The organism is Thioalkalivibrio sp. ALJ3, from assembly GCF_000377205.1.
In the GTDB taxonomy this organism is placed as follows: domain Bacteria; phylum Pseudomonadota; class Gammaproteobacteria; order Ectothiorhodospirales; family Ectothiorhodospiraceae; genus Thioalkalivibrio.
Genome location: NZ_KB897909.1, coordinates 138,419 through 164,042, shown reverse-complemented (window position 1 = coordinate 164,042; position 25,624 = coordinate 138,419). Strand labels below are relative to the sequence as shown.

Below are 25,624 nucleotides of genomic sequence, written 5' to 3'. Positions count from 1 at the left end.
TCCAGCGTGCGGATCACGCCCTCGACGATGTCGTCGATGTAGGTGAAGTCGCGCCGGTGGTGGCCGTAGTTGAAGACGTCGATCGGCTCGCCCGCCAGGATCTTCCGGGTGAACAGGAACAGCGCCATGTCCGGGCGACCCCAGGGGCCATAGACGGTAAAGAAGCGCAGGCCCGTGACCGGCAGGTTGTAGAGATGGCTGTAGGTGTGCGCCATCAATTCGTTGGCCTTCTTGCTCGCGGCGTAGAGGCTCAGCGGGTGGTCGACGTTGTCGTGCACCGAGAACGGCATCGTGGTGTTGGCGCCGTAGACGGAGCTGGAACTGGCATAGACCAGGTGCTCCACGCCGTTGTGCCGGCAGCCCTCCAGGATGTTGCCAAAACCGACCAGGTTGGTGTCGACATAGGCCGCCGGGTTCTCCAGCGAGTAACGCACCCCGGCCTGGGCCGCCAGGTTCACCACCCGCTCCGGGCGGTGCTCGCGAAACACCCGGTCCATCGCCGCGCGATCCGCAATGTCCTTGTGTTCGAACACAAAGCGTCGGCGGGCGGCCGGCAGGGCGCGAATGCGATCCAGCCGGGCCCGTTTCAGGCTCGGGTCGTAATAGTCATTCATGTCGTCAACACCGATCACAGTGTCGCCGCGCTCCAGCAGGCGCAGGGCCAGGTGGGAGCCGATAAAACCTGCCGCGCCGGTGATCAGGACTTTCATGTCGCCTCTTCCTCGTCGGATGTAATGGGACCGTTGTGCCCGGGCTTCAGGTCATCCGCGGTGCGGTGTGACGGAGGTCCGGGCACTCGTTCATGAGGTGAACGCGTTGGATTCAAGCATCGGCCTGAATGGCCTCGCAACGCCGTTTGCGGGAAACGTGAGGTCGATCCTCTGAAGCTGTGATCAGCCCCTTAAGTTTCGGATCGGGGCATTGCCGGCAAGGGGTCGGCTGCCGATATTTTGCGCCAGTTCGACGAAGATCCGGGCCATTCGTGACATGGTCAGCCCGCTTGAGGCGGAGCCGGTCGGGTTCGCCACGATGAATCGCAAGGTGACGACGCGACCGCTGGTGCCATGGGCGTAGCGGAAACGCGCAAAAGAGGAAGATCCATGAACGAGATTCCCCCCGTACGCTGGACCCTGTTGCTGGTCATCTCGGTGGTGTTGGGTGGCTGCGCCTGGGCCCCTGGCGGGCACATCTCCGAGCGCACCTCGAGCGCCCCGGTCGAGGACATCGTCGATATCGAACCGATTACCTTTGGCCTGATTCGAGCCCAGGAGACGCGATCGGTACCGCCCGATCTGCGCCAGGCCAGTGACGAAATGGCACAAGATCTCGACGAATACGACTACCGCATCGGCCGTGGTGACGTGCTGGCCGTCATTGTCTACGAACACCCTGAACTGACCATTCCGGCCGGGAGCGAGCGTTCCGCCGTCGAATCGGGCAATACCGTGCACCCGGACGGGACCATCTTCTATCCCTATATCGGTCGCGTCGAAGTCGAGGGGTACACCGTTTCCCAAGTGCGTGACCGGATCGCCCGCGACCTCGCGACTTTCGTGAACGAGCCTCAGGTCGAGGTGCGCGTGGCGGCCTTCAACTCGCAAAAGGTGCAGGTGACGGGCTCGGTGCGCGAGCCGGGCGTACAGCCGGTCACCAATGTCCCGCTGACCGTGCTGGATGCGATCCACCATGCAGGTGGGCTTGCCGAAGACGCCAACTGGCATGAGGTGATCCTGACCCGGGAGGGCGAGGAAATCGTCATCTCGCTGTACGACATGCTGCGTTACGGCGACATGTCGCAAAACCGGCTCCTGCGCGATGGCGATGTACTGCATGTCCCGGATACCGCCGGTCAGCAGGTCTATGTGATGGGCGAGGTGGGTGACCCGCAGCGTTTGCCCTTGGGCCGCGGTCAGTTGACGCTGATGGATGCGCTCAGCCAGGCCGGTGGCTTCAACGAAACCCGGGCGGATGCCAGTGGCATCTTCGTGATCCGCCGTGCGTCGCCCGAGAGCGACAAGCTCGCGACTGTCTATCAGCTGGATGCGCGCAACGCCTCCGCATTGATGCTGGGTGCCGAATTCGAGTTGGAGCCGCTGGACATCGTGTACGTAACGACGACGTCGCTGGGCCGCTGGAACCGCGTGATCAGCCAGCTGTTGCCCACGGTCAGCGCCGTTTATCAATCCTCCCGTACCACGCGCGACGTGCGCCGCCTCTCGGATGACTTCTAGCCATGTTTAACCGGATTCTGGTCGTTTGTACCGGCAATATCTGCCGCAGTCCCGTGGGCGAGGCCCTGCTGCGTGACCGTTTGCCCGACCGCTCGGTGGAATCGGCGGGCCTTGGGGCCATGGTCGGGGAGGGCGTCCACCCCGAGGCGCTACGCCTGGCCGAGGCCGACGGTCTGGATGTCTCCGCCCACACGGCGCGGCAGATCGAACCGGACTGGTTGCACAACGCCGATCTGGTGCTGGTGATGAGTGAGGGCCAGCGCCAGGCGGTGGGCGGACAACACCCCGAGGTGCTCGGCAAGACCATGCGCTTTGGCCACTGGCTGGAAGGCGGCCGGGGCCGCGACATTCCCGATCCCTACGGCAAGAGCCCCGAGGTCTTCGCCCAGGCTCATGCCCTGCTCGTGGAGGCCGCCGATGCCTGGGCTTCGCGGCTGAACCGATGATCTCCGACACAGGTATATCCCGATGACAAAGAACCATTCCCCCGGGGTGCCGGAAGGCGAACTGGATATTGGCCGACTGCTTGGCCAGTTGCTGGATCACAAGTGGCTGATCATATTCATCACCGCGCTGTTCGCCCTCGCGGGCGCGGCCTATTCGACACTGTCCACCCCGATCTATCAGGCGGATTCGCTGGTGCAGGTGGAGGACATGGGACGCTTTAGCAGTCCCTTGTCGAACATGCGCGAGATGCTGGGCCAGGAGCCCCGGGTCGAGGCGGAACTGCAGATCTTGCGTTCACGCATGGTGCTCGGGCGCACGGTCGACCAGGAGGCGCTGGATCTGGTGGTGCGCCCGCACCGCATGCCGGTGGTGGGCGACTACCTGGTTCGCCGGGGCATGGAACGCCCCGCCTTTGCCCAGTCCAGTGTCTGGGCGGGCGAGTCGATCAACGTGGGCGAGTTCCAGGTGGCCCGCGCCTACGAAGGGCGCACCTTTACGCTGGAGGTCCTGGACGACGATCGTTACCGCCTGCTCAACGGCGAGAATGAACTGGGTGAGGGGCGTGTTGGCGAGGACGTGGAGTTCTTCGACGGTGATGTACGTCTGCGCCTGGCCGAGCTGGACGCGGGTCCGGGTGCGCGTTTCGATATCCAGCGCCGCTCGCGTCTGGCTGCGATCAATACCCTGCGTACGCAGTTCGAAGCGGGCCAGCAGGGTCGCGAGAGTGGTGTCTTCAGCCTGACGCTGACCGATCCCGATCCGCAGCATGCTCAGCGCGTCCTGAACACGATCAGCCAGATCTACCTGACGCAGAACGTTCAGCGCAAGGCCGCCGAGGCCGAGAAGAGTCTCGAGTTCCTGGAGGACAAAGTGCCGGACGTGCGGGAGCAACTGCAAACGGCCGAGGATGCACTGAACGAGTACCGCACGGAGCGCGACAGCGTGGATCTCTCGCAGGAGACGCGTGCCGTGCTCGACCGGCTGGTCAACCTTGAGCGCCAGCTCAACGAGCTGGAGTTCGAGGAAGCCGAAATCTCCCGGCGGTACACGCCCAGCCATCCGACCTATGCGGCTCTGATCGACAAGCGTCAGAAGCTGCAGGAGGAGCGCAACCGGCTGAACCAGGAGGTCAGCGCCCTGCCGGAAACCCAGCAGCAGATCCTGCGTCTGAACCGAGACGTCGAGGTTAATCAGGACATCTACGTCCAGCTGCTCAATCGCATGCAGGAGATGGATATCGCCCGTGCTAGCACGGTTGGCAATGTCCGCATCCTGGACGATGCCCAGGCGGGGCTCTCGCCGGTCGAGCCGCAGCGAAACATGATCGTGATGCTGTCCACGGTATTTGGCGGTGGCCTGGCCATTGCGCTGGTGCTAGTGCGCGGGATGTTCAACCGCGGGGTGGAATCGCAGGAGGAGATCGAAGGTATCGACCTCCCCGTCTACGCGAGCGTGCCGCGTTCCAGGGCGCAGGAAAATCTCCTGCGCCGGGTGAAGCGGCGCAACCAGTCGCGTGGCCATGACGTCCCCGGGGGCGTGCTGGCCTCGCAGGATCCGGCCGACGATGCCGTCGAGGCCCTTCGTGGCCTGCGCAGCAGCCTGCACTTCGCGATGCTCGAGGCCGAAAACAACCGTCTGGTGATCACCGGCCCGAGCCCGAATGTGGGCAAGAGCTTTGTCTCGGTCAACCTGGCAACTGTTTGTGCCCAGGCGGGGCAACGCGTGCTGATCATCGATGCTGACCTGCGCAAGGGGCATGTGCACCACGCCTTCGGACAGCGCAGCGACGGGGGGCTTTCGGAGTTCCTGGGAGGCCAGGAGTCCCTGGAGGGGGTGCTGCGTCGCACGGACACCCAGGGGTTGGACTACATCGCGCGCGGCAGTGCCCCGCCGAACCCGTCGGAGTTGCTGATGAGTGACCGTTTCAGCCGCATGCTGGAACAGCTCAGCCGCGACTACGACCTGGTGCTGATCGACACGCCGCCGATCCTGGCGGTCACCGATGCCGCCGTGGTCGCGCGCCAGTGCTCGACTACCTTGATGGTGGTGCGCTTCCAGATGAATCCGCTGCGCGAGATCGAGTCGGCACGGCGCCGTCTCGATTCGGCGGGGGTCGATGTGCGTGGCTGTATCCTGAACTCGATCGAGTACAAGGCCTCGACCAGTTACGGCTACGGTTACTACCACTACTCCTACAAATAGAGTGGTCCCAGGGGTCTCTAAACGGCGGTCCCGACTGGCTCACCCCTGGCCCCGGCACTTGCCGGGGCTTTTTTGTGGCGCTGCTCGGGTGCAGTGCGTCATTGGGCGCGCCGCAACCTGGGCGGTGTGGGGCGAATGTGCCAGCTGCGTGGGGGCGAAGTTCCAGCTGCATGCCTGGAGGATGATCGTGGCAGCCTGAACTGGCGACCGGACGTTGGGGTACCCAGTCGTTCGGGCAGCTGGAGAGGATTCCCTGGCCGGCGGTGGAGAGCTGAAAGCCAGCGTACCGGGTGCATCTCGGGAGCGGGCGAAGCCTGCTGGTCGGTTCCGGTCAGGGATGTGCGACCGTCGCGGACCTCTCGATTCAGAGGTGGTCTGGTTGCGTCGAGCGTGGCTGTGGACAAGGGTGCATGCACGCGGGGAGGGTCTGTGGAGGGAGGCGGGTGCCCGGGATTCGGAGCCCCGCCACCTGGCCCTAGCGCCAGGTGGCGTCGGGCTCGTCCCAGTAGCGGCCGACCTGGCGCTCCTCGGTGATGTCGAACAGCTGATGGCGCCGATTCAGGCGTGCACCACCGTCGCGGGTCAGCGGCTGCCAGGCGATGTTGGCCCGGTTGCGGCTGGAGGTCGAGAAGAAGGAGTCGTAGGGGACTGACAGGTACAGGCCCTTGTCGAAACTGCCTTCGCCGAAGTCTTCGCCGGCGTCGGTGAAGGTCGACCAGGCCCCGACCCGCACGCCGTTGGCAAACTCGCGCGAGAAGTCGAGGGTGGTCCCGTAATCGCCGGCCAGATAACGGCCCACGCTCACCCTCGCATGGATGTCCTGTATCCCGGTGTCGACATAAGTGGTGACATGACCGGTCACTTGCTCATAGTCCCGAAGGCCAAACTGCTGGTTGAATTCGCGCTTGCGTACCCAGTTGGCATCCACGCCAATGGCCCAGCGACTGTTGAACGGACGGTAGAGCACCTCGGCCCCCACGCCGGCATACATCGTCTCCAGAATGCCGCCATAGCCCATCGCGTACCAGTTGTCGCCCAGGCGCTTGGTATGGGTAGCCTGAAGGTTGGTAATGCCGACGTTCGTCTCGGCGAGATAGTCACCGATGTGCGTACGCACGCGGGGCAGATCCGAATCGGCAATGTATTCGTAGTTCTCGAGGTTGTCGGCCAGGGTCGTCGAGAGCATCGACGAGATCCAGGTTCCCTGGGCGAGGTGGTAACTGGCGTCGAGATAGGCGGACAGGCGATACAAATAGCCATCCGGTCCGCCAAAATTCTGCTCCAGAGACGGCCCTACCCCCCATTCAAAGCGGCGCGGCTCGGCTGCGTACAGGACCTCGCCACGATCCTCGTTCGCGGTGGGTTCGATGTCGCGTACCCGCACGCTGTGGCGGTAGTCGGTTTCGTGATCAGCGGAGGCCAGGGCGCGGCCGAAGGCCTCGCGGTCATGCAGACTCTCGCGCAGGTCGAGGCCCAGCGTCTGCCAGCGGTACTGGAAGGTGTGGATGCCGGCATCGGCCTGGGCCTCGAGCAGGCGGTTGGCCCGCCCCTCGGATTGTTTCAGGTTGCGGAATCGGCTGGGTTCGCCCGTTACCTCGATGGTGTCGCCGACCTGACGAATCTCGGTGACGTATATCCCGGCATTGGTGTTGAGGTCGGCGGCCACCGCGTCCCAGTCGCGCTGTTCCACATGAGCGGGGTCGACCGGGGCCGGATCGTCGGCCTTGGGCTGTGAGAGTCGCGCGAGATTCGTCGTGAAATGCAGCCCGACCATCGCGGTATTGCCACGCTGCCAGCCGGTATGCAGTTCCACATTGTTGGTCAGGCGCAGCCGCGCGCCGAAATTGAAGCGCGAATCCTGCTCCTGGAAGTTGTCCTGCGGCTCGTTTTGATAGGTGTTGCCCTCGTATTCGACCTGCAGCAGCAGGCGGTCCCAGGGCGTCTGGTACTCGACCCCGCCGAACAGGGCGGCCGGGCCACGGAACATCTGATGCGTCGCGATCTCGCCCCCCTGTCCGCCACCGGCGGAACGTGGCCGCTCGTCGAAACTGTCGTCAATCCAGCCAAGTGGCGATTCGATGTCGCCGTGATTGCCGAGGTAGCCCCAGCCAATGCCCAGAGAAAAGTCGAAGTTGTTCCAGCGTTTGTTGGCAACGAGGTATTCACCGCCAAACAGGGTGGTGCCGCCCAGATCCTGAAAGCCAAGCGCGACCTCCGGAATGAATCGGGTTTCCTCGACCAGGCGGAGTTTCAGGTCCGCCCCCTTGTCGATGTTGTGGCGGTCATCGTCACCCGCGGCCAGGAAGGGGCGGTTCTCGATCTGTACGTAGCGAAATCCGAGTTCCATCCAGTCGAGCGGCTGGACGAACACGCTCCAGCGGCGGTAGGGAAAGGTGCGGTTCCAGCCCGCGGCGAAGTGGCCGGCATCACCGGTGCGGGCCGTTGGGGTTTGCATCAGACCAATACCGCCGGTATCCCGCTGACCCTGGCCAAGCCCGAACTCCTCGGCCTGTGCGGTGGGCAGGCCCAGGCCGAGGAGCACGGCGACCACCAGGTTGCGGCGGCGCATGCGCAAAGGAGTAGCGTTCATGGCATTTTCCGAATTGTGCAGTTGTCACCCGGCAGGCGGGTTGCGAGAAAGCGGGGCAGGCGCTGGTTGAGCAGATCGCCCTCCACCGACCCTCCCAGGTCACGGATATGGAGATGCGCCATCACCCGGGTCCCGGGAGCAATTGCCGTGTTCTCGCGGTTCCAGGGCGCGACCCCAAACTCGTGGACCTCACCCAGGGGAGAGACCACGGCAGCGGTATCGGTACCGCGCAGCGCGGCGCGTGGGGGTTTGGCCAGCAGGTCCTGCAGGGTCATGCCCGGGGTCCATTCGTGGCGGTCGACTCCGTCCAGCGACCACAACTCGACCCAGTCGGGTGGGGTGCAGTAGCCAATGTGCTCGATGTTCGCCGCGGCCGGTGCATGGCGCAGGTTGGCCAGGAGCCATGGCAGGTCGAGGCGTTCCGCGCTGCGTGCCTCGGGTGCCGCCTCCATGGCTTCGACCGTATTGCTCCAGGCCCCCAGTGCCTGGGCCACCTCCGGGCGGCCTGCGATATCCATTGTCTGTCCGACCAGTTCGATCTCGGCCAGAAGCCGCCTGCGCTCGTGCTCGATGGGGCGCACATCGCGGCTGCGCAGTGCGAAGCCATAGGCCCAGTCGATGGGCTCGGACAGTTCGTCCTGCCAGGCCACCCAGGTCTCGGCGAGCGAGTCTTCGGCGGGCGCATCGTCGGCCGAACCAGCAGAAGGGGCCAGGGCCAGCAAGCCGAGGGCCAGCCAAAGGGTGTGGACATGTTTGCGCATCAGGCCTCCTGTGAGGACTACCACCAGGGGCGGGCCACTTGCCAGGCAATCGAGGGGCCGTCCGGCCAGGCCTGGCCGTCGTAGGCCCACAAGTCGAGGGTTTCAGGTTCGCGCCACAGTTCAGCGCGCGTCGTTCCGGCACCTTCCCAGTCAATGCGTTCGCGGCAGCGCTCAAGCTCCAGGGTCACCAGCGGCAAGTCCCGCGATGTGCGAGTCCTGCATTCCAGCGTGCCTTCGCCAACATGCCGCACGACCGCCCCGGTGGGCCCGCGCACATGGCGTTCGACGCGATAGGTTTCGGGGGTTGCCTGGCGCCAGGGGGGCGAGTCGGCACCGGGGTGGTGCGTCCCCAGCAAGTCCTGCTCAAGGCCGGACGTGGCAAACAGCCCGCCGTCCCGCAGTTGCAGCGAGAGCCCCTCAGCGCTCGGCCAGTAGGTGTGCTCATTGGATGTGGCCCCAAGGATCAGCAGCCCCTGGTGATCGTCCGTCTCGACCGCAAGCGAGGCATACGGCATCTCTTCCGCACGGGAGCTGACGTCCGGGCCGCCCGACACCATGCCCTGTAGCGAGGCCCCAAGCGGCGTGGGCCCCCCGCTGCCACAGCCCGTGACCACGCTCACGAAAACTCCAAGCCCCAGACATGCGAAAGCCGCCCGGAGGCGGCCTTCGCGAAGGAAGTGCGAATTGGTTCGCATGGGCTTTCGCTACCGGGTGCCTGTCGCCGGGGTAGTGCCGGTTCCCGGGGTCGTGCCGGTGGAGGCAATCAAGCCCACCAAGCGGCCGGAACGGGTGGCGATACGGGAGACGGCGCCCGGTTCCGAGCGTGCCGCCGCGGAAATGCCACCCGAGGGCGAGCCGCCAGCGACGGGCGAGCTGGCGTTCCCCTGCGGGGCACTGGCACTCGCGCCCGCGCCGGCACCAGCGGAGGCGCCCGCGCCGGCCGACTGCGCCATCACGGGGCCGGATACGAAAAGACTGGCAACAATTGCCGTGGCAAATATCTTCTTGATCATAGTCACATTCCTCGCTTCACCGGGGGTGTCTGTTACCCGCTGGACAGTCTAGGAAGGAGGGCCACGGGGGAACAGGGGATGCAACCAATTCTGAGAGGTCAGTACGAGGTTTCTCGCACGTGTTTTGAACGGATTGGAAGTTTTGCGGACTGGAGGTCACATTCGGTCGGCCGGGTTCGTTTTGCCTGCTGTCTTCACGCAGCGTTCAGGTCTCGCTCGCTAGCCTGATCACTGTAGTTGAGTAGCGCGGTCATGTGGCCGCGCAACGGAGGCAGAGATGAAGAAGGCAGTGGTGTTAGCGGCGGTGGCGAGCATGGTCTTTGTGCTTGCCGGGTGCCAGACCCCGCCCACCAAGGAGCAGACCGGGGCGGTGATTGGCGGCGCGGCCGGTGGCGTGATCGGTTCCCAGATTGGTGGTGGCCGCGGGCGTACCGCGGCGATTATCGCCGGTACCCTCGCGGGTGCGGCAGTCGGCGGATCGGTGGGGCGCACGATGGATCAGGTCGATCGCCAGCAGGTGTCCCATACCCTGGAGCACAACCCGGACCATCGTGCATCCACCTGGCAGAACCCGAATACCGGGCATCAGTATCAGGCAACCCCCACGCGGACCTATGAGTCCGATGGGCAGGACTGCCGGGACTACCAGGTGCAGACGACGATGAACGGACAGCCGGAAACGGTCACCGGTACAGCGTGCCGGAATGCGCAAGGACAGTGGGTGAATCAGTAAGCGCAATAACCACCCACGAAAAAGCCCCGCATTGCGGGGCTTTTTCGTCCCAGGGCCTGCTGCGGGATCAGGCGGGACGATACATGTCCTCGGTCGTTGGGATATAACCGAGGTTGTCCTCGTTGATGCCCTTGACCTTCGGCTCGTTCAGTTCGCTGATGCGTACGCCATCGGTCTGATTGCGCAGGTACTCGGCGACGTTGTCCCAGATCATCGTGCCGGTACCGCCTGGCGGCTCCTGCTGGACACTGGCCCAACCGGCGACAATGTATTCCTTGTCCGGGTCGATCTTCTCGCCGCCCAGCTCCATTTCGGAGATACGGTTGCCAACCTCGGCTTCCGGATCGATCGCGTACCTCAGGCCACCGACGCGCACCATGTCGCCACCCTGCTGGTAGAACGGGTCGGCATTGAACAGGTTGTCGGCGACGTCTTCCAGGATGTCCTTGATCTGCGCGCCGGTCATGGCGTTGCGGGTCGTCTCCGGATAGGTCAGGCCGGTCTGGTCCATGACGTGCTCGAAGGTGATCGGCATGCCGGGGAGCACGGTCGTGCCCCAGCGGAAGCCCGGCGAGAACGCGATCTCGGCGTCGTGGACCTCCATCAGCGCATCACAGATCAGCTGGTCGAAGGTGCCGTTGAAGTTGCCGCGGCGGAACAGCAGGTCCTCGGCCACGGCCAGTTCCTCCGATAGCTTCTCCTCCATATTGAAGGTGTCGCCGTCGTAGGTGACTTCCTGGCTGCGCATGTTGTTGACGAATTCGGCCATTTCCGGATCTTCGTCCAGGAGGTTGGCGAATACCGGGACCAGGCGGTACTCCCAGTCCTTGATCTCGCCGTCGCGGAAATCGAAGTCCAGCACACCGACGAACTTCGCATTGGAGCCGGCGTTGGTGACCAGGCAAGTGCCCCCATCGGGGCGTTCCACTGGCAGCGGCTGCGGGACGGCATCATGCGTGTGACCACCCATGATGGCATCCAGGCCCTCGACCATGCCGGCCATCTTGATATCCACATCCATGCCGTTGTGTGACAGGGCGACCACGATCTCGGCGCCTTCTTCGCGCGCGGCGTTGACCTGCTGCTGCATGTCGTCCGGGCGAATACCGAACGACCACTGCTCGACCATCCAGCGCGGGTTGGCGATTGGGGTGTAGGGGAACGCCTGGCCAATCACCGCGACGTTGACGCCGTTCACTTCCCGAATCACGTACGGTTTGAAGATCAGGTCACCCCAGTCCACGTCACGCACGTTCTGGGCGACGAAGTCGATGCCGGCATCGGCGAAGTCACCATTGACGACCTCTTCCACGCGGTCGGCCCCGTAGGTGAATTCCCAGTGGGCCGTCATGATGTCGATGCCCAGCAGCTTCTGCGCATCGACCATGTCCTGGGCGTTGGTCCACAGCGCGGTCCCCGATCCGCCACCCCAGGTGTCGCCGCCGTCCAGCAGCAGGGAGTTGGGGCGTGAGTCACGCAGCTTCTTGACCAGCGTTTTCAGCTGAGGGAAGCCGCCGACGCGACCGTACTGTTCGGCCGCTTCCATGAAATTCAGGTTGGTATAGGCGTGCGCGAAGATGCTGTCGCGCTCGACGTCATAGTGTTTGAGGAAGTGCTCGCCGACGATGTGTGGCGGGCGGTTGCGCATCTCGGCCACGCCCAGGTTCACGTTGGGCTCGCGAAAATAGATCGGCTTGAGTTGCGCATGGCAGTCGGTGTAGTGCAACAGATGCACATTGCCGAAGCGATCCAGCATGTCGTACGGGTCTCCCGAGGTACCGTACTTGCCACTGGTGGCCTTGCCGCAGCCTGCCAGGGGGAAGCCGGCCACGCTGGCGGCCGCCAGCAGCTGCATGAATTCGCGGCGTGAGATATGCATGAGGGCCCTACCTTTCTCTAAATTGGTTTATTGTGATCTCAAAGCAGCAATCTAGACGCTGGGTCTTTGTGGAACATTCCCCGAGCATGGAACTCCCTTGCCGACCGGGCGGCGCCCGGCTGGTATGAGGCCGTATTCAGCGTGCAGTGCTCCAGAGCCGGATTCCCGGTTTCTGGCCGTGGCGGATGCTGATGTCTGCCTGACCGTGCCCCGTGTCTTCGTGGGGTGCGGCGTCTCCCTAACGGCGCTGCTCGCGCGCCTGCCGCGCGGTTTCCTTGGCCGTGTCGCGCTTGTCCTCGATCCGCTGGATATCGCGCTCGCTGGCATCGCGTGCGTCGATCGCGGCCTCGAACTGGCGCACGGACTCTTCGTACTGTGCCCGGTGGAAGAAATATTCGGCCATGGCCTCGCGGCTGATCGCAATATAGCCGGCTCCGTCGGCGATGTCTGCCTTCAGTCGCAGGAGCTCGGGGTTGGGTGCCCGTTCATGGCGGATCATCTCGTTCACGATGCGGATGGCGCGGTCGGGGTTGCCGAGATCGCGGTGTACGCGGGCCAGCAACTCCTGAATCACCGGGTGGCCCGGGTAGACCGCGTCCAGGTCGTTGAGGATCTCGAGGGCCGCGTCGTGGTCGCCGCGCTCGCGTTCCAATGACGCGCGCGCCAGTTCCAGCGTCATCCCGGGGGCTTCCTCGACGGGGATTTCCTCCAACCGTTCGGCGGCCCGTTCCAGTTCACCACGCTCCAGGTGCGCGACCATGGCGCCGTAGATCTGGTGAGCGGCCGGGTCCGAGGCCCCGCGATGGATCTCGATCGCACGGCGCGGATCCTTCAGGGCGCGCGTTCGCGCCTGCATCCATTGAAACTCGGGTCCGCGGTTGCGCGTCTCCACCGCGGGCAGGCCCGCCGCGCGGTTGCGGGCATCGGTGATGCGGTCGAGCGTGACCGGGTGGGTGCGCAAGTATTCGGGTACTGCGTCGCCCGCGCCGCGCGAGAGTTCCTGCAGACGCTCAAAGAAATCCGCCATGGCGTTCGGGTCGAAGTCGGCGCTGGCCAGGATGCGCATGCCCGCGCGGTCGGCCTCGGCCTCGTTGGCACGGGTAAAGTTGATCTGCTGCTGGATGCCGCCCGCGACACCGCCGGTGATGATGGCCGACCCCAGGGTCGGGTCTGCCATGGATGCCAGGACGCCAGCGAGGATTGCAAGGCCGGTGGTGAAGTTCACCTCCCGTCCACGTGCGAACATGCGGGCCAGGTGGCGCTGCGTGACGTGCGCGATTTCGTGGGCCATGACGGCGGCCAGTTCGGCCTCGTCGCGGACCTCGAGCATCAGTCCCGAGTGCACGCCGATGATGCCGCCGGGCATGGCGAAGGCGTTGACCTGACCATTGTCGATGGTCAGGAAATAGAACGGGCCGTCGGCATCGGGGGCGTTGGCGAGTAACTGCCGACCCAGCGAATCGACGTAGAAAGAGATTTCCGGGTCGGTTACCAGCGGCAGCGACCGTCGGATCTCGCGAAGCAGGGAGCGGCCGAGTTCGCGCTCCTCCGCGGGGGTCAGCACACCACCGGAGGCCTCGCCCAGATCGGGCAGGGCGGTCCCGGAGGCCGAAACTGCTGGCGCTCCCAGCGTGAGCGCCAGGAGCAGGGTCGAAAGTAGTGTAAGAAGCCGTGTCTTCATACGACGGAGGCCGGCCAGTGGGGCCGGCCTCCGAAGGATCTTGGCATCGCGGGGTCGGTTACTTGCCGAGGCCCGGAGCCGAGGAATAGGTACGCATGCTGTCACGGGTTTCCCAGAGCTTCGGCTTGAGCATGGCTTCCGGAACCATGAACTTCTTGCGATCCAGCACCTTGTGGGTGCGCACGATCTTGACCACGTCGTCGTACTTCAGCTTGAACAGCAGGCCCACATCGCCGCCGGAGGTGCGGCGCACGATCATGTAGCCATCCTGCATGTCGTGCACGTAGATGTTGGCCGGGCGCAGCTTGCCGTTTTCGTCCTTCATCGTCACGGCATAGTGGCCGTCGACCTGGAATTCGCTCTTGTCCACCGCAAAGTCCTCCGCGAATGAATCTTAGGGGTTGATCGTCTGGCCGCGCCCGGAAGAGGGCCGCGTCCATCAGTGTTTGCTTCAACTCGGAACGATAGCACGACTTCTGTCCGCGAGAGAACAAACCACCCGCCGCGGGTTGGACATGTTTGCATTTGCGGGCCGTTTCGCTATCCTCCGCGCCCATCCTTTGCGACCGGCCGCCCTGGATGTTGGTGGCTGCGAGCGGGGTGAACAGACTTGGTTTTGGCAACTCGGAGCAATGCACGTGTACGGATTCTCGGAGATTACGGCCGACGAACTCGAACAGTGGCGTGCGGAAGGCAAGAGCTTCCGGCTCGTGGATGTGCGCTCCCCCGGCGAAACCGCGCGGGGGGTCATACCCGGTGCCGAGTTGATGCCGCTTGCTGTCCTCCCGTTGCGCAAGGACGAGTTTCTGGAGGGCGATACGCCGCTGGTTCTGTATTGCCAGAGCGGCGCTCGTTCCGCCCAGGCCTGCGCGTTCCTGGCGCAGCAAGGGCTGGAGACCGCGAATAGTCTGCGTGGCGGTATCGTGGGGTGGGCTCAGGCCGGCAAGTCGGTCGTCACCCCGGATTAGAATTCGGTTGTATTCCGATCCCGTTTCCCCTATAAGGGTGGATTCGGCTGGCAAGGGTTCGATTGTCGTGGTCGCCTGACCACCCCGATCCGGGCCTCAGCACCCAACTGATTTTGGTAACGCACTAAAGGAGACACACCATGGCCAACTTTGACCAAGAACTCGACGCTTCCGGCCTGAACTGCCCGCTGCCGATCCTGCGCGCCAAGAAGGCCCTGGCGGCCATGGATTCCGGTCAGGTTCTGCACATCATCGCCACCGATCCGGGTGCCGTGAAGGACTTCCAGGCCTTTGCCAAGCAGACCGGCAACGAGCTGATGGAACACAAGGAAGAAGGCGGCAAGTTCTACTTCCTCGTGAAGAAAGCCTGAGGCGTCTCTAAGTGCCTGAAACGGGGCGGCGATCCGGCAGGGTCGACCGCCCCGATTCCTGAAAAACGACGGTTGCCATGCGGTAACTGGATAGGTGCCTGGACGAGGTCTAGGCTGGCTGATCAAGGTTCTCAGAAACCTGCATCGCCAACAGCGAAGAGGTGACATATGGCGACATACGCTGAGATGCAGCAAATCTTCGACGACATCCGCGGAGATTTTCGCTACGACCACGAACTCAACGGCTGCCTGAACTGCGGCATCTGCACGGCGACCTGCCCCTCCGCCCAGTTCTACGACTACTCCCCGCGCGAGATCGTCCAGCTGCTGTGGACCGAGAACGTCGAGCAGATCTACGACGCGATGCAGGAGAAGATCTGGGCCTGCGCTCAGTGCATGACCTGTGCCGCGCGCTGCCCGTTCAAGAATTCGCCTGGTGGCCTGGTCGCGATCATGCGCGAAGTGGCCATCAAGCACGAAATGCAATCCGCGAAGGACGTGCTGCGCCCGTTCGGTCGCGTGATGCTGAAGCTGATCACCACGGGTAACCAGCTGTCGCCCGACATGATCCAGCCCGACCACTTCCCCGACTGGGGTCCCAACATCCAGAAGGTGGAAGGTGACCTGCGCATCCTGCGCAAGGCCATTCCGGTGAAGACGCTGCAGACGGTCGAGACCGCCTGGGAAGTGTCCCTGAAAACCTCGGTCGAGATGTACACCATCTGGGAAATGACCGGGGTGCTGAAGTCCCTCGAGCTGATGGACGAGAACCTCTTCGACGTGATCGAAGACTTCATCGACGAGAAGCGCGAGGACTACGAAGACTGGCTCGAGGAGCAGGAAGAGGAAGACGACGAGTAAGTCGTCCCGTTTCCGACTCCACTCCAGGACATCAGGAGAAGCGTTATGAGTGAACAGACCCCAGGCAATCACAATCAGAACGGCGAAGGTGCCGGTGCTGGCACCATGAAGCCCGGTTTCCACAACACCGATGGTCAGGGTATTGCCGGCCACGGTTCCTTCTTCCAGGCGACCGACCTGTCCAAGGAAGATGCGATCAAGGCGACCGACTGGGTGCGCAAGCACGTCGACCGTCGCACGATCGACCTCGGCGACCGCATGGATGACGTCCGCGAGCACATGTACGAGCTCGAGAAGGACGGCCAGATCATCATCCACCGTGTCGAGGACCAGCACGAGCCGGTCACCGTGAACACCCTGTTCGGCTGGGACAAGAAGATTCCGAGCAAGCAGCTGTGGCACCACAAGTCCTGCGGTCAGTGCGGGAACATCCCGGGCTACCCGACCTCGCTGCTGTGGTTCATGAACAAGTTCGGCTTCGAGCCGGGCAAGGACTACCTTGACGAGACCGACCAGACCTCCTGCACCGCGTGGAACTACCACGGCTCCGGTATCGGGAACGTCGAGTCGCTGGCGGCGGTGTTCCTGCGCAACTTCCACCAGGCCTACGTCTCCGGCAAGCAGCACGGTCACGAACTGGGTCACTTCTACCCGCTCGTCCACTGTGGCACCTCCTTCGGCAACTACAAGGAGATCCGCAAGTATCTGGTCGAGTCCGCCGAGCTGCGCGAGAAGGTCACCAAGATCCTTGGCAAGCTGGGTCGCCTGGTGGACGGCAAGCTGGTCATCCCGGAAGAGGTCATCCACTACTCCGAGTGGGTGCACGTGATGCGCAACCGCATCGCCTCCGAGCTGCAGACCATCGATGTCTCCAACATCCGTACCACCGCCCACGTGGCCTGCCATTACTACAAGATGGTCCACGAGGATGCGATCTACGACCCGTCCGTGCTGGGCGGCAACCGTACCGCGATCATCACCTCCACCGCCCAGGCCCTGGGTGCGCAGGTGATCGACTACTCCACGTGGTATGACTGCTGCGGTTTCGGATTCCGCCACATCATCTCCGAGCGCGAGTTCACCCGCTCCTTCACGATGGATCGCAAGATCCGTGTGGCGCGTGAGGAAGCCAACGCCGACGTGCTGCTGGCCAACGACACCGGCTGCGTCACGACCATGGACAAGAACCAGTGGATCGGCAAGGCCCACAACCAGAACTTCCAGATTCCGATCATGGCGGAAGTCCAGTTCGCGGCCCTGGCCTGCGGTGCGGATCCGTTCAAGATCGTCCAGCTGCAGTGGCATGCATCGCCCTGCGAAGATCTGGTCGAGAAGATGGGAATCTCCTGGGATGAGGCCAAGAAGACCTTCCAGGAATACCTGAAGGAAGTCGAGGCCGGCAATATCGAATACCTCTACAATCCTGAGCTCGCTTACGGGGGCAAAGTCTGATGCAGCAAGATACTGTTCTAGTAGTGGGTGGCGGCCCGGCTGGGCTGGCCGCCGCCGCCAATGTCACCTCGGCCGGTTTCAAGGCCGTGATGGTCGAAAAGGAAGACGTCCTCGGTGGCGCGCCGATTCTCTCGGGTTACGCCAAGCTGGTGCCCTCCGGCGAGTGGGCGAAGGACGCCATTGGTCGCATGGTCAAACGCGTGGAAGACGATTCCAGCGCGACTGTGCACAAGGGTGCGAAGGTCGAGAAGCTGGAAGGCGAGGCCGGTAACTTCACCGCCACGCTGACCAACGGCGAATCGGTCCAGGCCGGTGCCGTCGTGCTCGCCACGGGCTTCACCCATTTCGATTCGATCAACAAGCCGGAATGGGGCTTTGGTACGTACGAAGACGTGCTGACCACGACCCAGATGGAACAGATGGTGGGCTCTGGCAAGATCGCCTGCCCGTCCGACGGCCGTGTGCCGGAGCGGGTCTGCATCCTGCTGTGTGTGGGTTCGCGCGATCGCCAGATCGGCCGTGAGTGGTGCTCCAAGATCTGCTGCACCGTCTCCGCCAATCTGGCCATGGAGATCAAGGAACTCTCGCCGGAAACGGACGTGTTCATCTACTACATGGACATCCGTACGTACGGTCTGTACGAGGACAAGTTCTACTGGAAGTCCCAGGAAGAGTTCAAAACCAAGTTCGTCAAGGCGCGTATCGCGGAAGTCACCGCCTCGGGCGACGGCCGGCTGCTGGTCAAGGGTGAGGACACCCTCGTCAAGCGCCCGATCGTGATCCCGTTCGATATCGTCGTGCATGCGATTGGCATGGATCCGAACGCCGACAATCCCGAGATCTCGCAGGTCTTCGGAGTCGGCCTGGAGAAGCACGGATTCATCGAGAAGGCCGAGCAGTACACCAACACCTGTGGCACCACCCGCAAGGGGATCTACTCCTGCGGCGCGGCCTATGGCCCCGAGACGATCGATGACTCGATCACCCAGGGTGCCGCTGCCGGTGGCCGTGCGGTGGCGGATCTGCATGCGCTGGTTTCGAAAGCCGGCTGAGGTCGTCAGTGACGAAGCGGCTTCGGGTGTGCACCCGGAGCCGCTGCAGGTGACCTTTGATCAGGAGATCCTGGCGACGAAGCTGAACAGTCTGAATGAGGCCATCGCCGAAGCCGGCGGGGTCAATGGGCTGGAAACCTTTATCGAGGCCTTGCGGGCGAAGCACGAAGTGTTCGCCACGACCGTCGCCAAGGGCGACGAGATGGATGCCGAGGATTTGCGTACCCTGGGCGGCCTGGTCTTCGCCGTTCGCCGCAAGCTGGCGGGGGTGATGGCCGAACGTCAGGGCGCTCTTGTTGACGGGATGCGCGCTTTGGTGCGCCCGGATACGGACCTGGATTCGCGGCTGGCGGCGTTTGCCGACCTGGCTGGAGACGACAAGAAGCTGCGACGCGGGTTCTGGGACTTCGGTGCCGAGATCCTGCATTTCGCCGATCCCGAGACGGTCCCGCTGTCCACGCGCTGGGTCTGGGACACGGGGACGACGACCGGGGCATTGCGCGAGTTCATTCGCGGGAACGACACCCTGCGTTCGATCCCGATTGGCGAGACCGTCGGCGCGATCGAGGGGGCCAGACGCTGGTTCTATGACGCGCTGGCCGAGGAAGGCTTCTACCGCGACCTGCCGTTCGTAACGGATCTGGTCTGGGTGCAGGCTTACTCGGACTACGCACGGGCGCTGTCGATGAGTCTGGGCATGATCGATAACCAGTTCGGTGCCAAGCAGGATCCACTGGAACTGGGCGTAAAGCTCCTGGGGATTGATTCCCAGGAAGGCCGCCTGAAAGGTCACGATGCGTCGCTGCATTGAATAATGAAACGAACTTGAGCCTGGCTACACAGGTTTTCGGAGAGACGTCATGGCAATACATGAAAAGGCACTGATCGAGGACGAGCGCCTCCAGCAGCACGACGAGCTGGTGGTGGACGGGGTGGATGTGTCCGGGCACTGGAACACCATGATCGCCCCGCGTACGGTCCGCGATTACGACGACGATTTCGAGTCGAAGATCCAGGGCTATGCTGGTGGCGAGTATGTACACCGTTGCTGGCAGTGCGGGTCCTGTACGAACTCCTGCACCATGTACGCGCAGAACGTGCAGTTCAATCCGCGCTACTGGATCTACCTGACCCGCCTCGGGATGAAGGAAGAGCTGGTCAAGGACAAGGACATCATCTGGCAGTGCGTCTCGTGCAACAAGTGCACCAATATCTGCCCGAAGGACGTGAAGCCGGAGGGCGTGATGAAGGCGCTGTCGCACTGGATGGAAGAGGAAGGGATCACCGAGAAGGCCCCGTCCACCATCTTCGACGAAGAGTTTGCCGATCAGATCTACAAGACCGGCCGCATCGAAGACGGCAAGGTTGCGCAGAACTTCTTCAAGAAAACCGGCCAGCCGCTCTTGCAGGAATGGCTGAAGCTGTTCGTGTTCCGCATGATGAAGCATCTGCCGGTGAAGCACCTGATGCGGATGGGCTTCAACACCGTACATACGCCGCGCACCAAGTCCTGGGGCAAAACCGGAGACGTGCTGAAGAATTACGTGCGCGAACAGAAGGAGGCCGCTCATGGCTAAGGTTGCTTACTATCCGGGTTGCGCGCTCGAGGGCTCTGGCGGCCCGTACGACCGCTCCACCCGCGTGCTGGTCAAGGCGCTGGGGCTCGAGATGGAGAACCTGCGCGACTACAACTGCTGTGGCGCGATGGAGGTGAAGAACATTCACCCAATGCTGCAGACCTACCTGTCGGCACGGAACATGGCGATTGCTTCCGAGCAGATGGGCATGGACACCGTGATGGCACCGTGCAACGGCTGCTACCACAACCTGAAGAAGGCCGAGTACGAGACCGCCACTTCCCAGGATGCGATGGACACCGTCCAGGATCTGGCGCGCAAGTCCGACGACCCGGTCTACACCGGTGATGTCCGGACCCTGCATCTGCTCGAGTGGCTGATGGAAGAGCTGGGGCCCGAGGGCATCAAGCAGAAGATGACCAAGAGCCTGAACGGGATCAAGATCGCCAACTACTACGGCTGCATGTACACCCGTCCGCGCCAGATCTTCCCCGAGAAGGACAATGGCCCGGGATCGGATTCCAGCTATCAGCCGCATTTCATGGACGATCTGCTGGGTGCCGCCGGCGCGGTCAACGTGGACTATCCGCTGAAGACCGCCTGCTGCGGTGGTGCGCACACCCTTTCGGATTCCGATACGTCGACCCAGCTGGTGTTGAACCTGCTGCAGTCGGCTGAAGATTCCGGGGCCGAGGTGATCGCCACCGAATGTCCGACCTGCCACTCCGGTCTGGAAATGCACCAGGTCCGGGCCGAGACCGAGTTCGGTATCAAGACCGACGTGAAGGTGCTGTACTTCACGCAGTTGCTGGGTCTGGCGATGGGGCTCTCCCCGCGCAAGCTGGGTATCCACGAGAACGTGAGTGACTCCATCGGGCTGCTGAAGGAGAAGGGGGTCATCTGATCCCCGGATTCAAGGCCCGTATGGCCCAGTAGTATCTTCGAAAAACGGGCGCCTCGCGCCCGTTTTTTGTGTCGATGCCGGGAACGAGGCGAAACATGGATTGCAACGGTTGCGAGTTTCATCCCGAACTGTTCTACGACGACGAGTTTCAGATCTGGCTTCGTCGCGAGGACGACGACACCCTTACCGTGGGGATGACGGATCTGTCGCAGACCATCGCGGGCAAGATCATCCACGTGCGAGTGCGCCGACCCGGGACTCGGCGGCCCCCGGGGAAGCCGGTGGCGACCATCGAGAGCGGCAAGTGGGCCGGGCCGATCCCGAACTTCATCGACTGCAAGATCGTCGAGGGCAATGAAGAGGTGCTGGAGAATCCGGTACTGTTGAACTCCGACCCCTACAATGCATGGATCGCGCGTGTCGAGGCCACTAACGGCGCCGACGACGCCCTGGAGCAGTTCCTCACCGGCGACAAGGCGGAGGAAGGCTACTGCAAGCGGGCCAAGGATGAAGACATCGAGTGTCAGCGCAAGCTGCGATAGAGAGCACGATGGCCGATCTGGACAACGAATATTATCTGGACAATGACGAGCAGACGGTCGTGATCATCATGACCTCCGGTCCGTCGACTCCGCATCGATGTGCCACGCCGTTCTATCTTGGAGCGGTTATGGCCTCGATGGATGTGGATGTCTATATCTTTTTCACCATGGAAGGCGTGCGCCTGATGGAGAAGGGGGTCGCGGACGATCTGCGGGCTATGGAAGACGGCAAGCTGATCAAGGATTTTATCCAGGACGCAAAACGCGCAGGTGTGCGCTTGCACGTTTGCCAGCCCGCTTTGCCGGGGTATAGAATCGACGCGTCTTCGGATCTCATCGACGAGGTCGATGAAGTGAATCGGGCGAGCGAGCTGGCAGACCTGATTTTGCGTAGCGACAAAACGATAACGTTTTAATTTTTCCCGCATTTTTACTTTCACGCTTGGAGGAAAACATGGGCGCAGTACGGGGTTGTGATATTCCGGAAGATCTGATGTACAACGTTGAAAACAACGTGTGGGTGCGCAAGGAAAGCGACGGCACCGCGACCGTGGGCCTGACCTCCTACGCGTGTTCGCTGGCCGGCACGATCGTGTCCTACACCCCCAAGAAAGTCGGCAAGAACGTGAAGAAGGACAAGTCCTGCACCACCGTCGAATCCGGCAAGTGGGTCGGTCCGGCCAAGACCCCGGTGACCGGTGAAGTGACCGAGACCAACGACAAAGTGGCCTCCAACCCGGGTCTGATCAACGAAGATCCCTACGGCGAAGGCTGGCTGATCAAGCTGAAGCCGGAAGACTGGGACGGCGAAGCCGGCGACCTGAAGACCGGCTCCGACGCCCTGTCCGCGTTCGAATCCAAGATGGAAGCGGACGGTTTCGGCGGCTGTTAAGTGCCGATCGAGCCTCGGGCCGCCGTTCCCCAGCGTTCGGCGGCCTTTTTTGATTCTGCGGTATCCGGAGCAAGCTGATGACGACCTGGAACGAGGTGATCCAGCGGGTTGAACCCCTGGAAGACATCCCTGTCGATGCGGCGTTGGTGAACGATCTCCAGCATAGCGCTCAGCCGGGCTCTGATCCCGGATCGGTGCATTTCTACACCCCGACGTTCAAGTCGTACCAGTCCAGCGAGCTTGCGGATTGCGGCAAGAGCGCATGGCCGGCGATGTCGATCACCGGTGGTGACTGCAAGCTCGCCTGTGATCACTGCAAGGCCAAGATTCTGGAGCCGATGATCCCGGTGCGTACCCCGGAAGACCTCTGGGCCCAGGTAAACAATGTGATCGAGTCCGGAGCGCAGGGCATGCTCCTGACCGGCGGCTCGAATCATCGTAATGAGGTCGAGTACGACCCGTACTACTCCACGATTCGCCGCATCAAGGACGAATTCCCCGAATTCCGTATCGCGCTGCACACTGCACTGGTCGACGACAACATCGCGACGTCGATGGAGCAGGCCGGCATCGACGCGGCGATGATGGACGTGATCGGTGCTCAGGACACCATCACGCAGGTCTACCATCTGCGCCGTAGCGTGGATGACTTCGAGCAGACGCTCGAGAGCCTGGTCAACACCAATATGAAGGTGGTGCCGCACATCGTGATCGGCCTGCACTACGGCAAGCTGCTGGGCGAGTGGAACGCGCTGGAGATGCTCGCGCGCCACCTGCCGGACGCCGTGGTGCTGGTGGTCGTGATGCCGTTTTACGCCCCTGCCAGTCGCCCGTTCGAGACCCCGGACGTGCATGCGGTCGGGCGCTTCTTCCACGATGCTCGCGAGCGCCTGGGGGATACCCCGTTGCTGCTGGGCTGTGCGCGTCCGCCGGGCGAGGCCAAGAGCCAGATCGACAGCTATGCGGTGATGGCCGGCCTGTCCGGTATTGCGCACCCGGCCGAGGGTGTGGTCGAACTGGCGGCACGTCTGGGCAAGAAGGTCCGTGTGACGCCGGCCTGCTGTTCGATTGCCGTGGGCGACGAGGTGATGGCGGACGGTACCGCGGTCGACAGCGGTGTCGAGATCGATCTCGACACCATCGTCGCCGAGGAAACCCGGCGTCGCGAGCAAGAACGCAAGGCGCGCCAGGGCCTGGGCGGGATCCGCATCGTGACCGAGGGCAATGTCGCGGCCGGAGGCGGTTGCCATGTCTGAACGAGATCAAAACACCCTGCGCGTTCTCGACACCGGTCTGCGCCCGGCGGCCGAGAACATGGCCTTTAACCGGTCTCTGCTCGAGTGCCACCAGGAAGGCGTGTCTCCGCACACCCTGCGTTTCCTGCAGTTCGAGCCCTGCGCGCTGGTGGGCTTTCACCAGAACGTGGATCAGGAGATCAATACCGAGTACTGCAAGGAAAATGGTATTGCGATCCAGCGCCGGATCACCGGCGGCGGCGCGATCTACTTCGATTCCACCCAGCTTGGCTGGGAGCTGTACCTCGACAAACGCTTCCTCGGGACGGCGGACATGGGGCAGATCGCGCAGCGCATCTGCAATGCCGCGGCCGCCGGGATCCGCACGCTGGGCGTGGATGCACAGTTCCGTCCGCGCAACGACATCGAGGTCGATGGCCGCAAGATCTCCGGCACGGGGGGTGCATTCGACGGCGACTCGATCATGTATCAGGGCACGTTGCTGATCGAGTTCGACGTTGAGGACATGCTGCGCATTCTGCGGATTCCGGCCGAGAAGCTCTCCAACAAGGCGATCGAGTCGGCGCGTGACCGGGTGGTCAATCTGGCCACGCTGTTGGGCGAGCGCCCGGACCTGGACTACGTGAAGGACGCGATTGCCAAGGCCTTTGCGGCAGAGTTCGCGGTCGAACTGGCGCCGTCGGATCTGCTGCCCGAGGAGCAGAAGTCCTTCGAAGAGGCCCTGTCCGAGATCGACACCGAAGAGTGGGTCTACCAACGCAATCGTCCGGCCACCGATGCCCCGATGTTCGAGAGCATCTTCAAGTCTGACGGCGGGTTGATGCGCGTCGGTGTGGCCCTGGACCCGGAGCGCAAGCGCCTGAAGCAGCTGTGGCTGACCGGCGATATCTTCGTGAAGCCCGCGCGCACCATTGCCGATCTCGAAGCGGCCCTGCGCGATACGCCACAGGCCGAGATGGAAGAGCGCGTGCGCGCCTTCTTTGCCGAGCGTGATGTCGAGATGCTGCAGTTGACGGTGGATGACGTCATCGCAGCGATCCAGTCCGCCCTGGCGATGGCCGAGACCGAGGAATCGGCGGGATGAAGTCCCTGCGTACTCTCCTGGCCGGGAGGAAGTCGTAATGCTCCCCGGAAAAGTCGATGTCGTGGTCGTCGGACTGGGGCCGGGCGGCGCCTCGGCGGCACGTGTGTGCGCGTCGGCCGGCCTGTCGGTACTGGCGGTGGAGCGCAACAAGGCCTTCGGCGAGCCGGTGCAGTGTGCCGAGTTCATCCCGAACCCGATGGGCGCTTATGCCAGGGCGGACGGCGTTCTGCTGCAGCGCATCGACTCGATGCAGAGCTTCCTGCCCTCCGGGGCCGTAGAGCACTCCGACTTCCCTGGCCTGATGGTGGATCGCGGCGAGTTCGACCGGGCGATCATCCAGGCGGCGAAGGCCAACGGCGCGCAACTGGTGACCTCGACACCGCTGCAACGCGTGGAGGCCAAACGGCATGTGGCGACCGTGAAGCACCAGGGGCAGGAGCACACGGTCGAGTACCGTGTGCTGATCGCCGCCGATGGCCCGCATTCCCCCGTGGCCGAGTCTCTGGGCCTGCCCGCGCTTCCGGTCGTGCAGACCCGGCAGTACACGGTGCCGCTGAAAAAGCCGTACACCGCGACCGATGTCTGGCTGTCGGACGACTACCCGGGTGGATACGCCTGGCTGTTCCCCAAGGGGGAATGGGCGAACCTCGGGCTGGGCGCGGACAAGCGTATCGAACACGACATGAAGACGCCGCTGGAATCCCTGCATGCCCAGCTCGTCGAGCAGGGGCTGCTGGGCGAGGAGATCCGCCACCGCACGGGTGGCGCGATCCCGGTTGGTGGCCTGCGCGATTCGCTGTACCAGGGCGATGTCCTGTTCGTGGGTGATGCCGGAGGGTTTACCCACCCGATTACCGGGGCGGGGATTGCCGCGGCGGTGGTGTCGGGCGAGGCGGCGGGCGAGGCCGCGATCGCGCATCTCGAGGGTGACGCCGAGGCCTTCGACGATTACGATGAAGAGATGCGCGATCAGTACGGTCCGGCCCTGGAACGCGCCTGCAAGCGCCGCGCGTTCCTCAATGAACACTGGCGGACGCCGCGGGCCCAGGACGATGCCACGCAGCGCCGCGGATGGATTGCTTTTTCCGAATATTTCAACGATGGTGACCAGGCCGCGTAGGCCCGGTT

26 protein-coding genes are annotated in these 25,624 nt (G+C 63.3%); 18 read left to right on the top strand and 8 right to left on the bottom strand.

The annotated features are described in order from the left end of the window. Positions 1–710 (bottom strand): NAD-dependent epimerase/dehydratase family protein (locus C935_RS0110815; protein ID WP_018862514.1); only part of this gene is annotated, 710 nt, incomplete at its 3' end. Positions 711–1,100: 390 nt separating this feature from the next. Between C935_RS0110815 and C935_RS0110810 the strand changes: the two genes are divergently transcribed. Genes C935_RS0110810 through C935_RS0110800 form a run of 3 tightly spaced genes read left to right on the top strand, consistent with a single transcriptional unit; the run spans position 1,101 to position 4,880 of the window. Beyond that, positions 1,101–2,231, top strand: a complete 1,131-nt coding sequence (locus C935_RS0110810) for a polysaccharide export protein (protein WP_018862513.1) — start codon at positions 1,101–1,103, stop codon at positions 2,229–2,231. A 2-nt stretch (positions 2,232–2,233) separates the two neighbouring features. After that, positions 2,234–2,677, top strand: a complete 444-nt coding sequence (locus C935_RS0110805) for a low molecular weight protein-tyrosine-phosphatase (protein ID WP_018862512.1) — start codon at positions 2,234–2,236, stop codon at positions 2,675–2,677. 22 nt (positions 2,678–2,699) lie between these two features. After that, positions 2,700–4,880: a polysaccharide biosynthesis tyrosine autokinase gene (locus tag C935_RS0110800; protein WP_018862511.1), complete on the top strand. Its 2,181-nt coding sequence runs from the start codon at positions 2,700–2,702 to the stop codon at positions 4,878–4,880. A gap of 475 nt (positions 4,881–5,355) precedes the next feature. Here the strand turns inward: C935_RS0110800 and C935_RS0110795 are convergent, their stop codons facing one another. From C935_RS0110795 to C935_RS13145, 4 genes are all read right to left on the bottom strand, one after another. Continuing rightward, complete coding sequence (locus C935_RS0110795; RefSeq protein WP_018862510.1) at positions 5,356–7,449, bottom strand: YjbH domain-containing protein; 2,094 nt, start codon at positions 7,447–7,449, stop codon at positions 5,356–5,358. Between the two features lie 17 nt (positions 7,450–7,466). Next, positions 7,467–8,231, bottom strand: coding sequence for a capsule biosynthesis GfcC family protein (locus tag C935_RS0110790; RefSeq protein ID WP_018862509.1), 765 nt, complete (start codon positions 8,229–8,231; stop codon positions 7,467–7,469). Between the two features lie 17 nt (positions 8,232–8,248). Continuing rightward, entirely contained in the window at positions 8,249–8,788 is a 540-nt protein-coding gene (locus C935_RS0110785) for a YjbF family lipoprotein (protein WP_018862508.1), read from the bottom strand. A 147-nt stretch (positions 8,789–8,935) separates the two neighbouring features. Next, positions 8,936–9,244: a hypothetical protein gene (locus C935_RS13145; protein WP_081616602.1), complete on the bottom strand. Its 309-nt coding sequence runs from the start codon at positions 9,242–9,244 to the stop codon at positions 8,936–8,938. Positions 9,245–9,521: 277 nt separating this feature from the next. Here C935_RS13145 and C935_RS0110775 point away from each other — a divergent pair, with 277 nt between their 5' ends. Further along, complete coding sequence (locus C935_RS0110775; protein ID WP_018862506.1) at positions 9,522–9,977, top strand: RT0821/Lpp0805 family surface protein; 456 nt, start codon at positions 9,522–9,524, stop codon at positions 9,975–9,977. 67 nt (positions 9,978–10,044) lie between these two features. Here the strand turns inward: C935_RS0110775 and soxB are convergent, their stop codons facing one another. The 3 genes from soxB to C935_RS0110760 form a co-directional block, all read right to left on the bottom strand. After that, a complete protein-coding gene (gene soxB / locus C935_RS0110770; protein WP_018862505.1) occupies positions 10,045–11,856 on the bottom strand; it encodes a thiosulfohydrolase SoxB in 1,812 nt (603 codons plus the stop codon). A 238-nt stretch (positions 11,857–12,094) separates the two neighbouring features. Further along, positions 12,095–13,537 (bottom strand): M48 family metalloprotease, encoded by a 1,443-nt coding sequence (locus tag C935_RS0110765; protein WP_018862504.1) that lies wholly within the window; start codon positions 13,535–13,537, stop codon positions 12,095–12,097. Positions 13,538–13,595: 58 nt separating this feature from the next. Further along, positions 13,596–13,907, bottom strand: coding sequence for a hypothetical protein (locus C935_RS0110760; protein ID WP_018862503.1), 312 nt, complete (start codon positions 13,905–13,907; stop codon positions 13,596–13,598). A gap of 268 nt (positions 13,908–14,175) precedes the next feature. Between C935_RS0110760 and C935_RS0110755 the strand changes: the two genes are divergently transcribed. From C935_RS0110755 to C935_RS0110690, 14 genes are all read left to right on the top strand, one after another. After that, positions 14,176–14,505 (top strand): rhodanese-like domain-containing protein, encoded by a 330-nt coding sequence (locus C935_RS0110755; protein WP_026278769.1) that lies wholly within the window; start codon positions 14,176–14,178, stop codon positions 14,503–14,505. 140 nt (positions 14,506–14,645) lie between these two features. Then, complete coding sequence (locus C935_RS0110750) at positions 14,646–14,876, top strand: sulfurtransferase TusA family protein (RefSeq protein WP_018862501.1); 231 nt, start codon at positions 14,646–14,648, stop codon at positions 14,874–14,876. A 186-nt stretch (positions 14,877–15,062) separates the two neighbouring features. Beyond that, the gene (locus tag C935_RS0110745; protein ID WP_017941141.1) at positions 15,063–15,737 is read left to right on the top strand and encodes a 4Fe-4S dicluster domain-containing protein; all 675 of its coding nucleotides are present in this window, start codon (positions 15,063–15,065) and stop codon (positions 15,735–15,737) included. Between the two features lie 45 nt (positions 15,738–15,782). Further along, positions 15,783–17,189 (top strand): heterodisulfide reductase-related iron-sulfur binding cluster, encoded by a 1,407-nt coding sequence (locus C935_RS0110740; protein ID WP_018862500.1) that lies wholly within the window; start codon positions 15,783–15,785, stop codon positions 17,187–17,189. Positions 17,190–17,212: 23 nt separating this feature from the next. Then, positions 17,213–18,241: an FAD-dependent oxidoreductase gene (locus C935_RS0110735; protein ID WP_018862499.1), complete on the top strand. Its 1,029-nt coding sequence runs from the start codon at positions 17,213–17,215 to the stop codon at positions 18,239–18,241. Continuing rightward, positions 18,180–19,052: a hypothetical protein gene (locus C935_RS0110730; RefSeq protein WP_018862498.1), complete on the top strand. Its 873-nt coding sequence runs from the start codon at positions 18,180–18,182 to the stop codon at positions 19,050–19,052. Before C935_RS0110735 ends, C935_RS0110730 begins: the two co-directional genes overlap by 62 nt. 49 nt (positions 19,053–19,101) lie before the next feature. Then, a complete protein-coding gene (locus C935_RS0110725; protein ID WP_018862497.1) occupies positions 19,102–19,818 on the top strand; it encodes a 4Fe-4S dicluster domain-containing protein in 717 nt (238 codons plus the stop codon). Continuing rightward, positions 19,811–20,722 (top strand): CoB--CoM heterodisulfide reductase iron-sulfur subunit B family protein, encoded by a 912-nt coding sequence (locus tag C935_RS0110720; protein WP_018862496.1) that lies wholly within the window; start codon positions 19,811–19,813, stop codon positions 20,720–20,722. The genes C935_RS0110725 and C935_RS0110720 overlap by 8 nt, the downstream gene beginning before the upstream one ends. A 95-nt stretch (positions 20,723–20,817) precedes the next feature. Further along, positions 20,818–21,264 (top strand): glycine cleavage system protein H, encoded by a 447-nt coding sequence (locus tag C935_RS0110715; RefSeq protein WP_018862495.1) that lies wholly within the window; start codon positions 20,818–20,820, stop codon positions 21,262–21,264. An 8-nt stretch (positions 21,265–21,272) separates the two neighbouring features. Further along, positions 21,273–21,680 carry a DsrE family protein gene (locus C935_RS0110710; protein ID WP_026278768.1) on the top strand — a complete coding sequence of 136 codons (408 nt, stop codon included), beginning with the start codon at positions 21,273–21,275 and terminating at the stop codon, positions 21,678–21,680. Between the two features lie 38 nt (positions 21,681–21,718). Next, complete coding sequence (locus C935_RS0110705; protein WP_081616601.1) at positions 21,719–22,156, top strand: glycine cleavage system protein H; 438 nt, start codon at positions 21,719–21,721, stop codon at positions 22,154–22,156. 77 nt (positions 22,157–22,233) lie between these two features. Then, positions 22,234–23,412: a radical SAM protein gene (locus tag C935_RS0110700; RefSeq protein ID WP_018862492.1), complete on the top strand. Its 1,179-nt coding sequence runs from the start codon at positions 22,234–22,236 to the stop codon at positions 23,410–23,412. Next, positions 23,405–24,496, top strand: a complete 1,092-nt coding sequence (locus C935_RS0110695) for a biotin/lipoate A/B protein ligase family protein (protein ID WP_026278767.1) — start codon at positions 23,405–23,407, stop codon at positions 24,494–24,496. Before C935_RS0110700 ends, C935_RS0110695 begins: the two co-directional genes overlap by 8 nt. A gap of 37 nt (positions 24,497–24,533) precedes the next feature. Continuing rightward, positions 24,534–25,616 (top strand): NAD(P)/FAD-dependent oxidoreductase, encoded by a 1,083-nt coding sequence (locus C935_RS0110690; RefSeq protein ID WP_018862490.1) that lies wholly within the window; start codon positions 24,534–24,536, stop codon positions 25,614–25,616. The last annotated feature ends 8 nt before the right edge of the window (positions 25,617–25,624 follow it).

Excerpts from the sequence above, each read along its gene's own strand:
- C935_RS0110800 (WP_018862511.1), top strand. The coding sequence starts at position 2,700 with ATGACAAAGAACCATTCCCCCGGGGTGCCGGAAGGCGAACTGGATATT.
- C935_RS0110740 (WP_018862500.1), top strand. The coding sequence starts at position 15,783 with ATGAGTGAACAGACCCCAGGCAATCACAATCAGAACGGCGAAGGTGCC.
- C935_RS0110750 (WP_018862501.1), top strand. The coding sequence starts at position 14,646 with ATGGCCAACTTTGACCAAGAACTCGACGCTTCCGGCCTGAACTGCCCG.
- C935_RS0110700 (WP_018862492.1), top strand. The coding sequence starts at position 22,234 with ATGACGACCTGGAACGAGGTGATCCAGCGGGTTGAACCCCTGGAAGAC.
- C935_RS0110720 (WP_018862496.1), top strand. The coding sequence starts at position 19,811 with ATGGCTAAGGTTGCTTACTATCCGGGTTGCGCGCTCGAGGGCTCTGGC.
- C935_RS0110725 (WP_018862497.1), top strand. The coding sequence starts at position 19,102 with ATGGCAATACATGAAAAGGCACTGATCGAGGACGAGCGCCTCCAGCAG.
- C935_RS0110705 (WP_081616601.1), top strand. The coding sequence starts at position 21,719 with ATGGGCGCAGTACGGGGTTGTGATATTCCGGAAGATCTGATGTACAAC.
- C935_RS0110715 (WP_018862495.1), top strand. The coding sequence starts at position 20,818 with ATGGATTGCAACGGTTGCGAGTTTCATCCCGAACTGTTCTACGACGAC.
- C935_RS0110710 (WP_026278768.1), top strand. The coding sequence starts at position 21,273 with ATGGCCGATCTGGACAACGAATATTATCTGGACAATGACGAGCAGACG.
- C935_RS0110810 (WP_018862513.1), top strand. The coding sequence starts at position 1,101 with ATGAACGAGATTCCCCCCGTACGCTGGACCCTGTTGCTGGTCATCTCG.
- C935_RS0110775 (WP_018862506.1), top strand. The coding sequence starts at position 9,522 with ATGAAGAAGGCAGTGGTGTTAGCGGCGGTGGCGAGCATGGTCTTTGTG.
- C935_RS0110790 (WP_018862509.1), bottom strand. The coding sequence starts at position 8,231 with ATGCGCAAACATGTCCACACCCTTTGGCTGGCCCTCGGCTTGCTGGCC.
- C935_RS0110745 (WP_017941141.1), top strand. The coding sequence starts at position 15,063 with ATGCAGCAAATCTTCGACGACATCCGCGGAGATTTTCGCTACGACCAC.
- C935_RS0110765 (WP_018862504.1), bottom strand. The coding sequence starts at position 13,537 with ATGAAGACACGGCTTCTTACACTACTTTCGACCCTGCTCCTGGCGCTC.
- C935_RS0110805 (WP_018862512.1), top strand. The coding sequence starts at position 2,234 with ATGTTTAACCGGATTCTGGTCGTTTGTACCGGCAATATCTGCCGCAGT.
- C935_RS0110785 (WP_018862508.1), bottom strand. The coding sequence starts at position 8,788 with ATGGTGTCGGGCGGCCCGGACGTCAGCTCCCGTGCGGAAGAGATGCCG.
- C935_RS13145 (WP_081616602.1), bottom strand. The coding sequence starts at position 9,244 with ATGATCAAGAAGATATTTGCCACGGCAATTGTTGCCAGTCTTTTCGTA.
- C935_RS0110795 (WP_018862510.1), bottom strand. The coding sequence starts at position 7,449 with ATGCGCCGCCGCAACCTGGTGGTCGCCGTGCTCCTCGGCCTGGGCCTG.
- C935_RS0110695 (WP_026278767.1), top strand. The coding sequence starts at position 23,405 with ATGTCTGAACGAGATCAAAACACCCTGCGCGTTCTCGACACCGGTCTG.
- soxB (WP_018862505.1), bottom strand. The coding sequence starts at position 11,856 with ATGCATATCTCACGCCGCGAATTCATGCAGCTGCTGGCGGCCGCCAGC.
- C935_RS0110690 (WP_018862490.1), top strand. The coding sequence starts at position 24,534 with ATGCTCCCCGGAAAAGTCGATGTCGTGGTCGTCGGACTGGGGCCGGGC.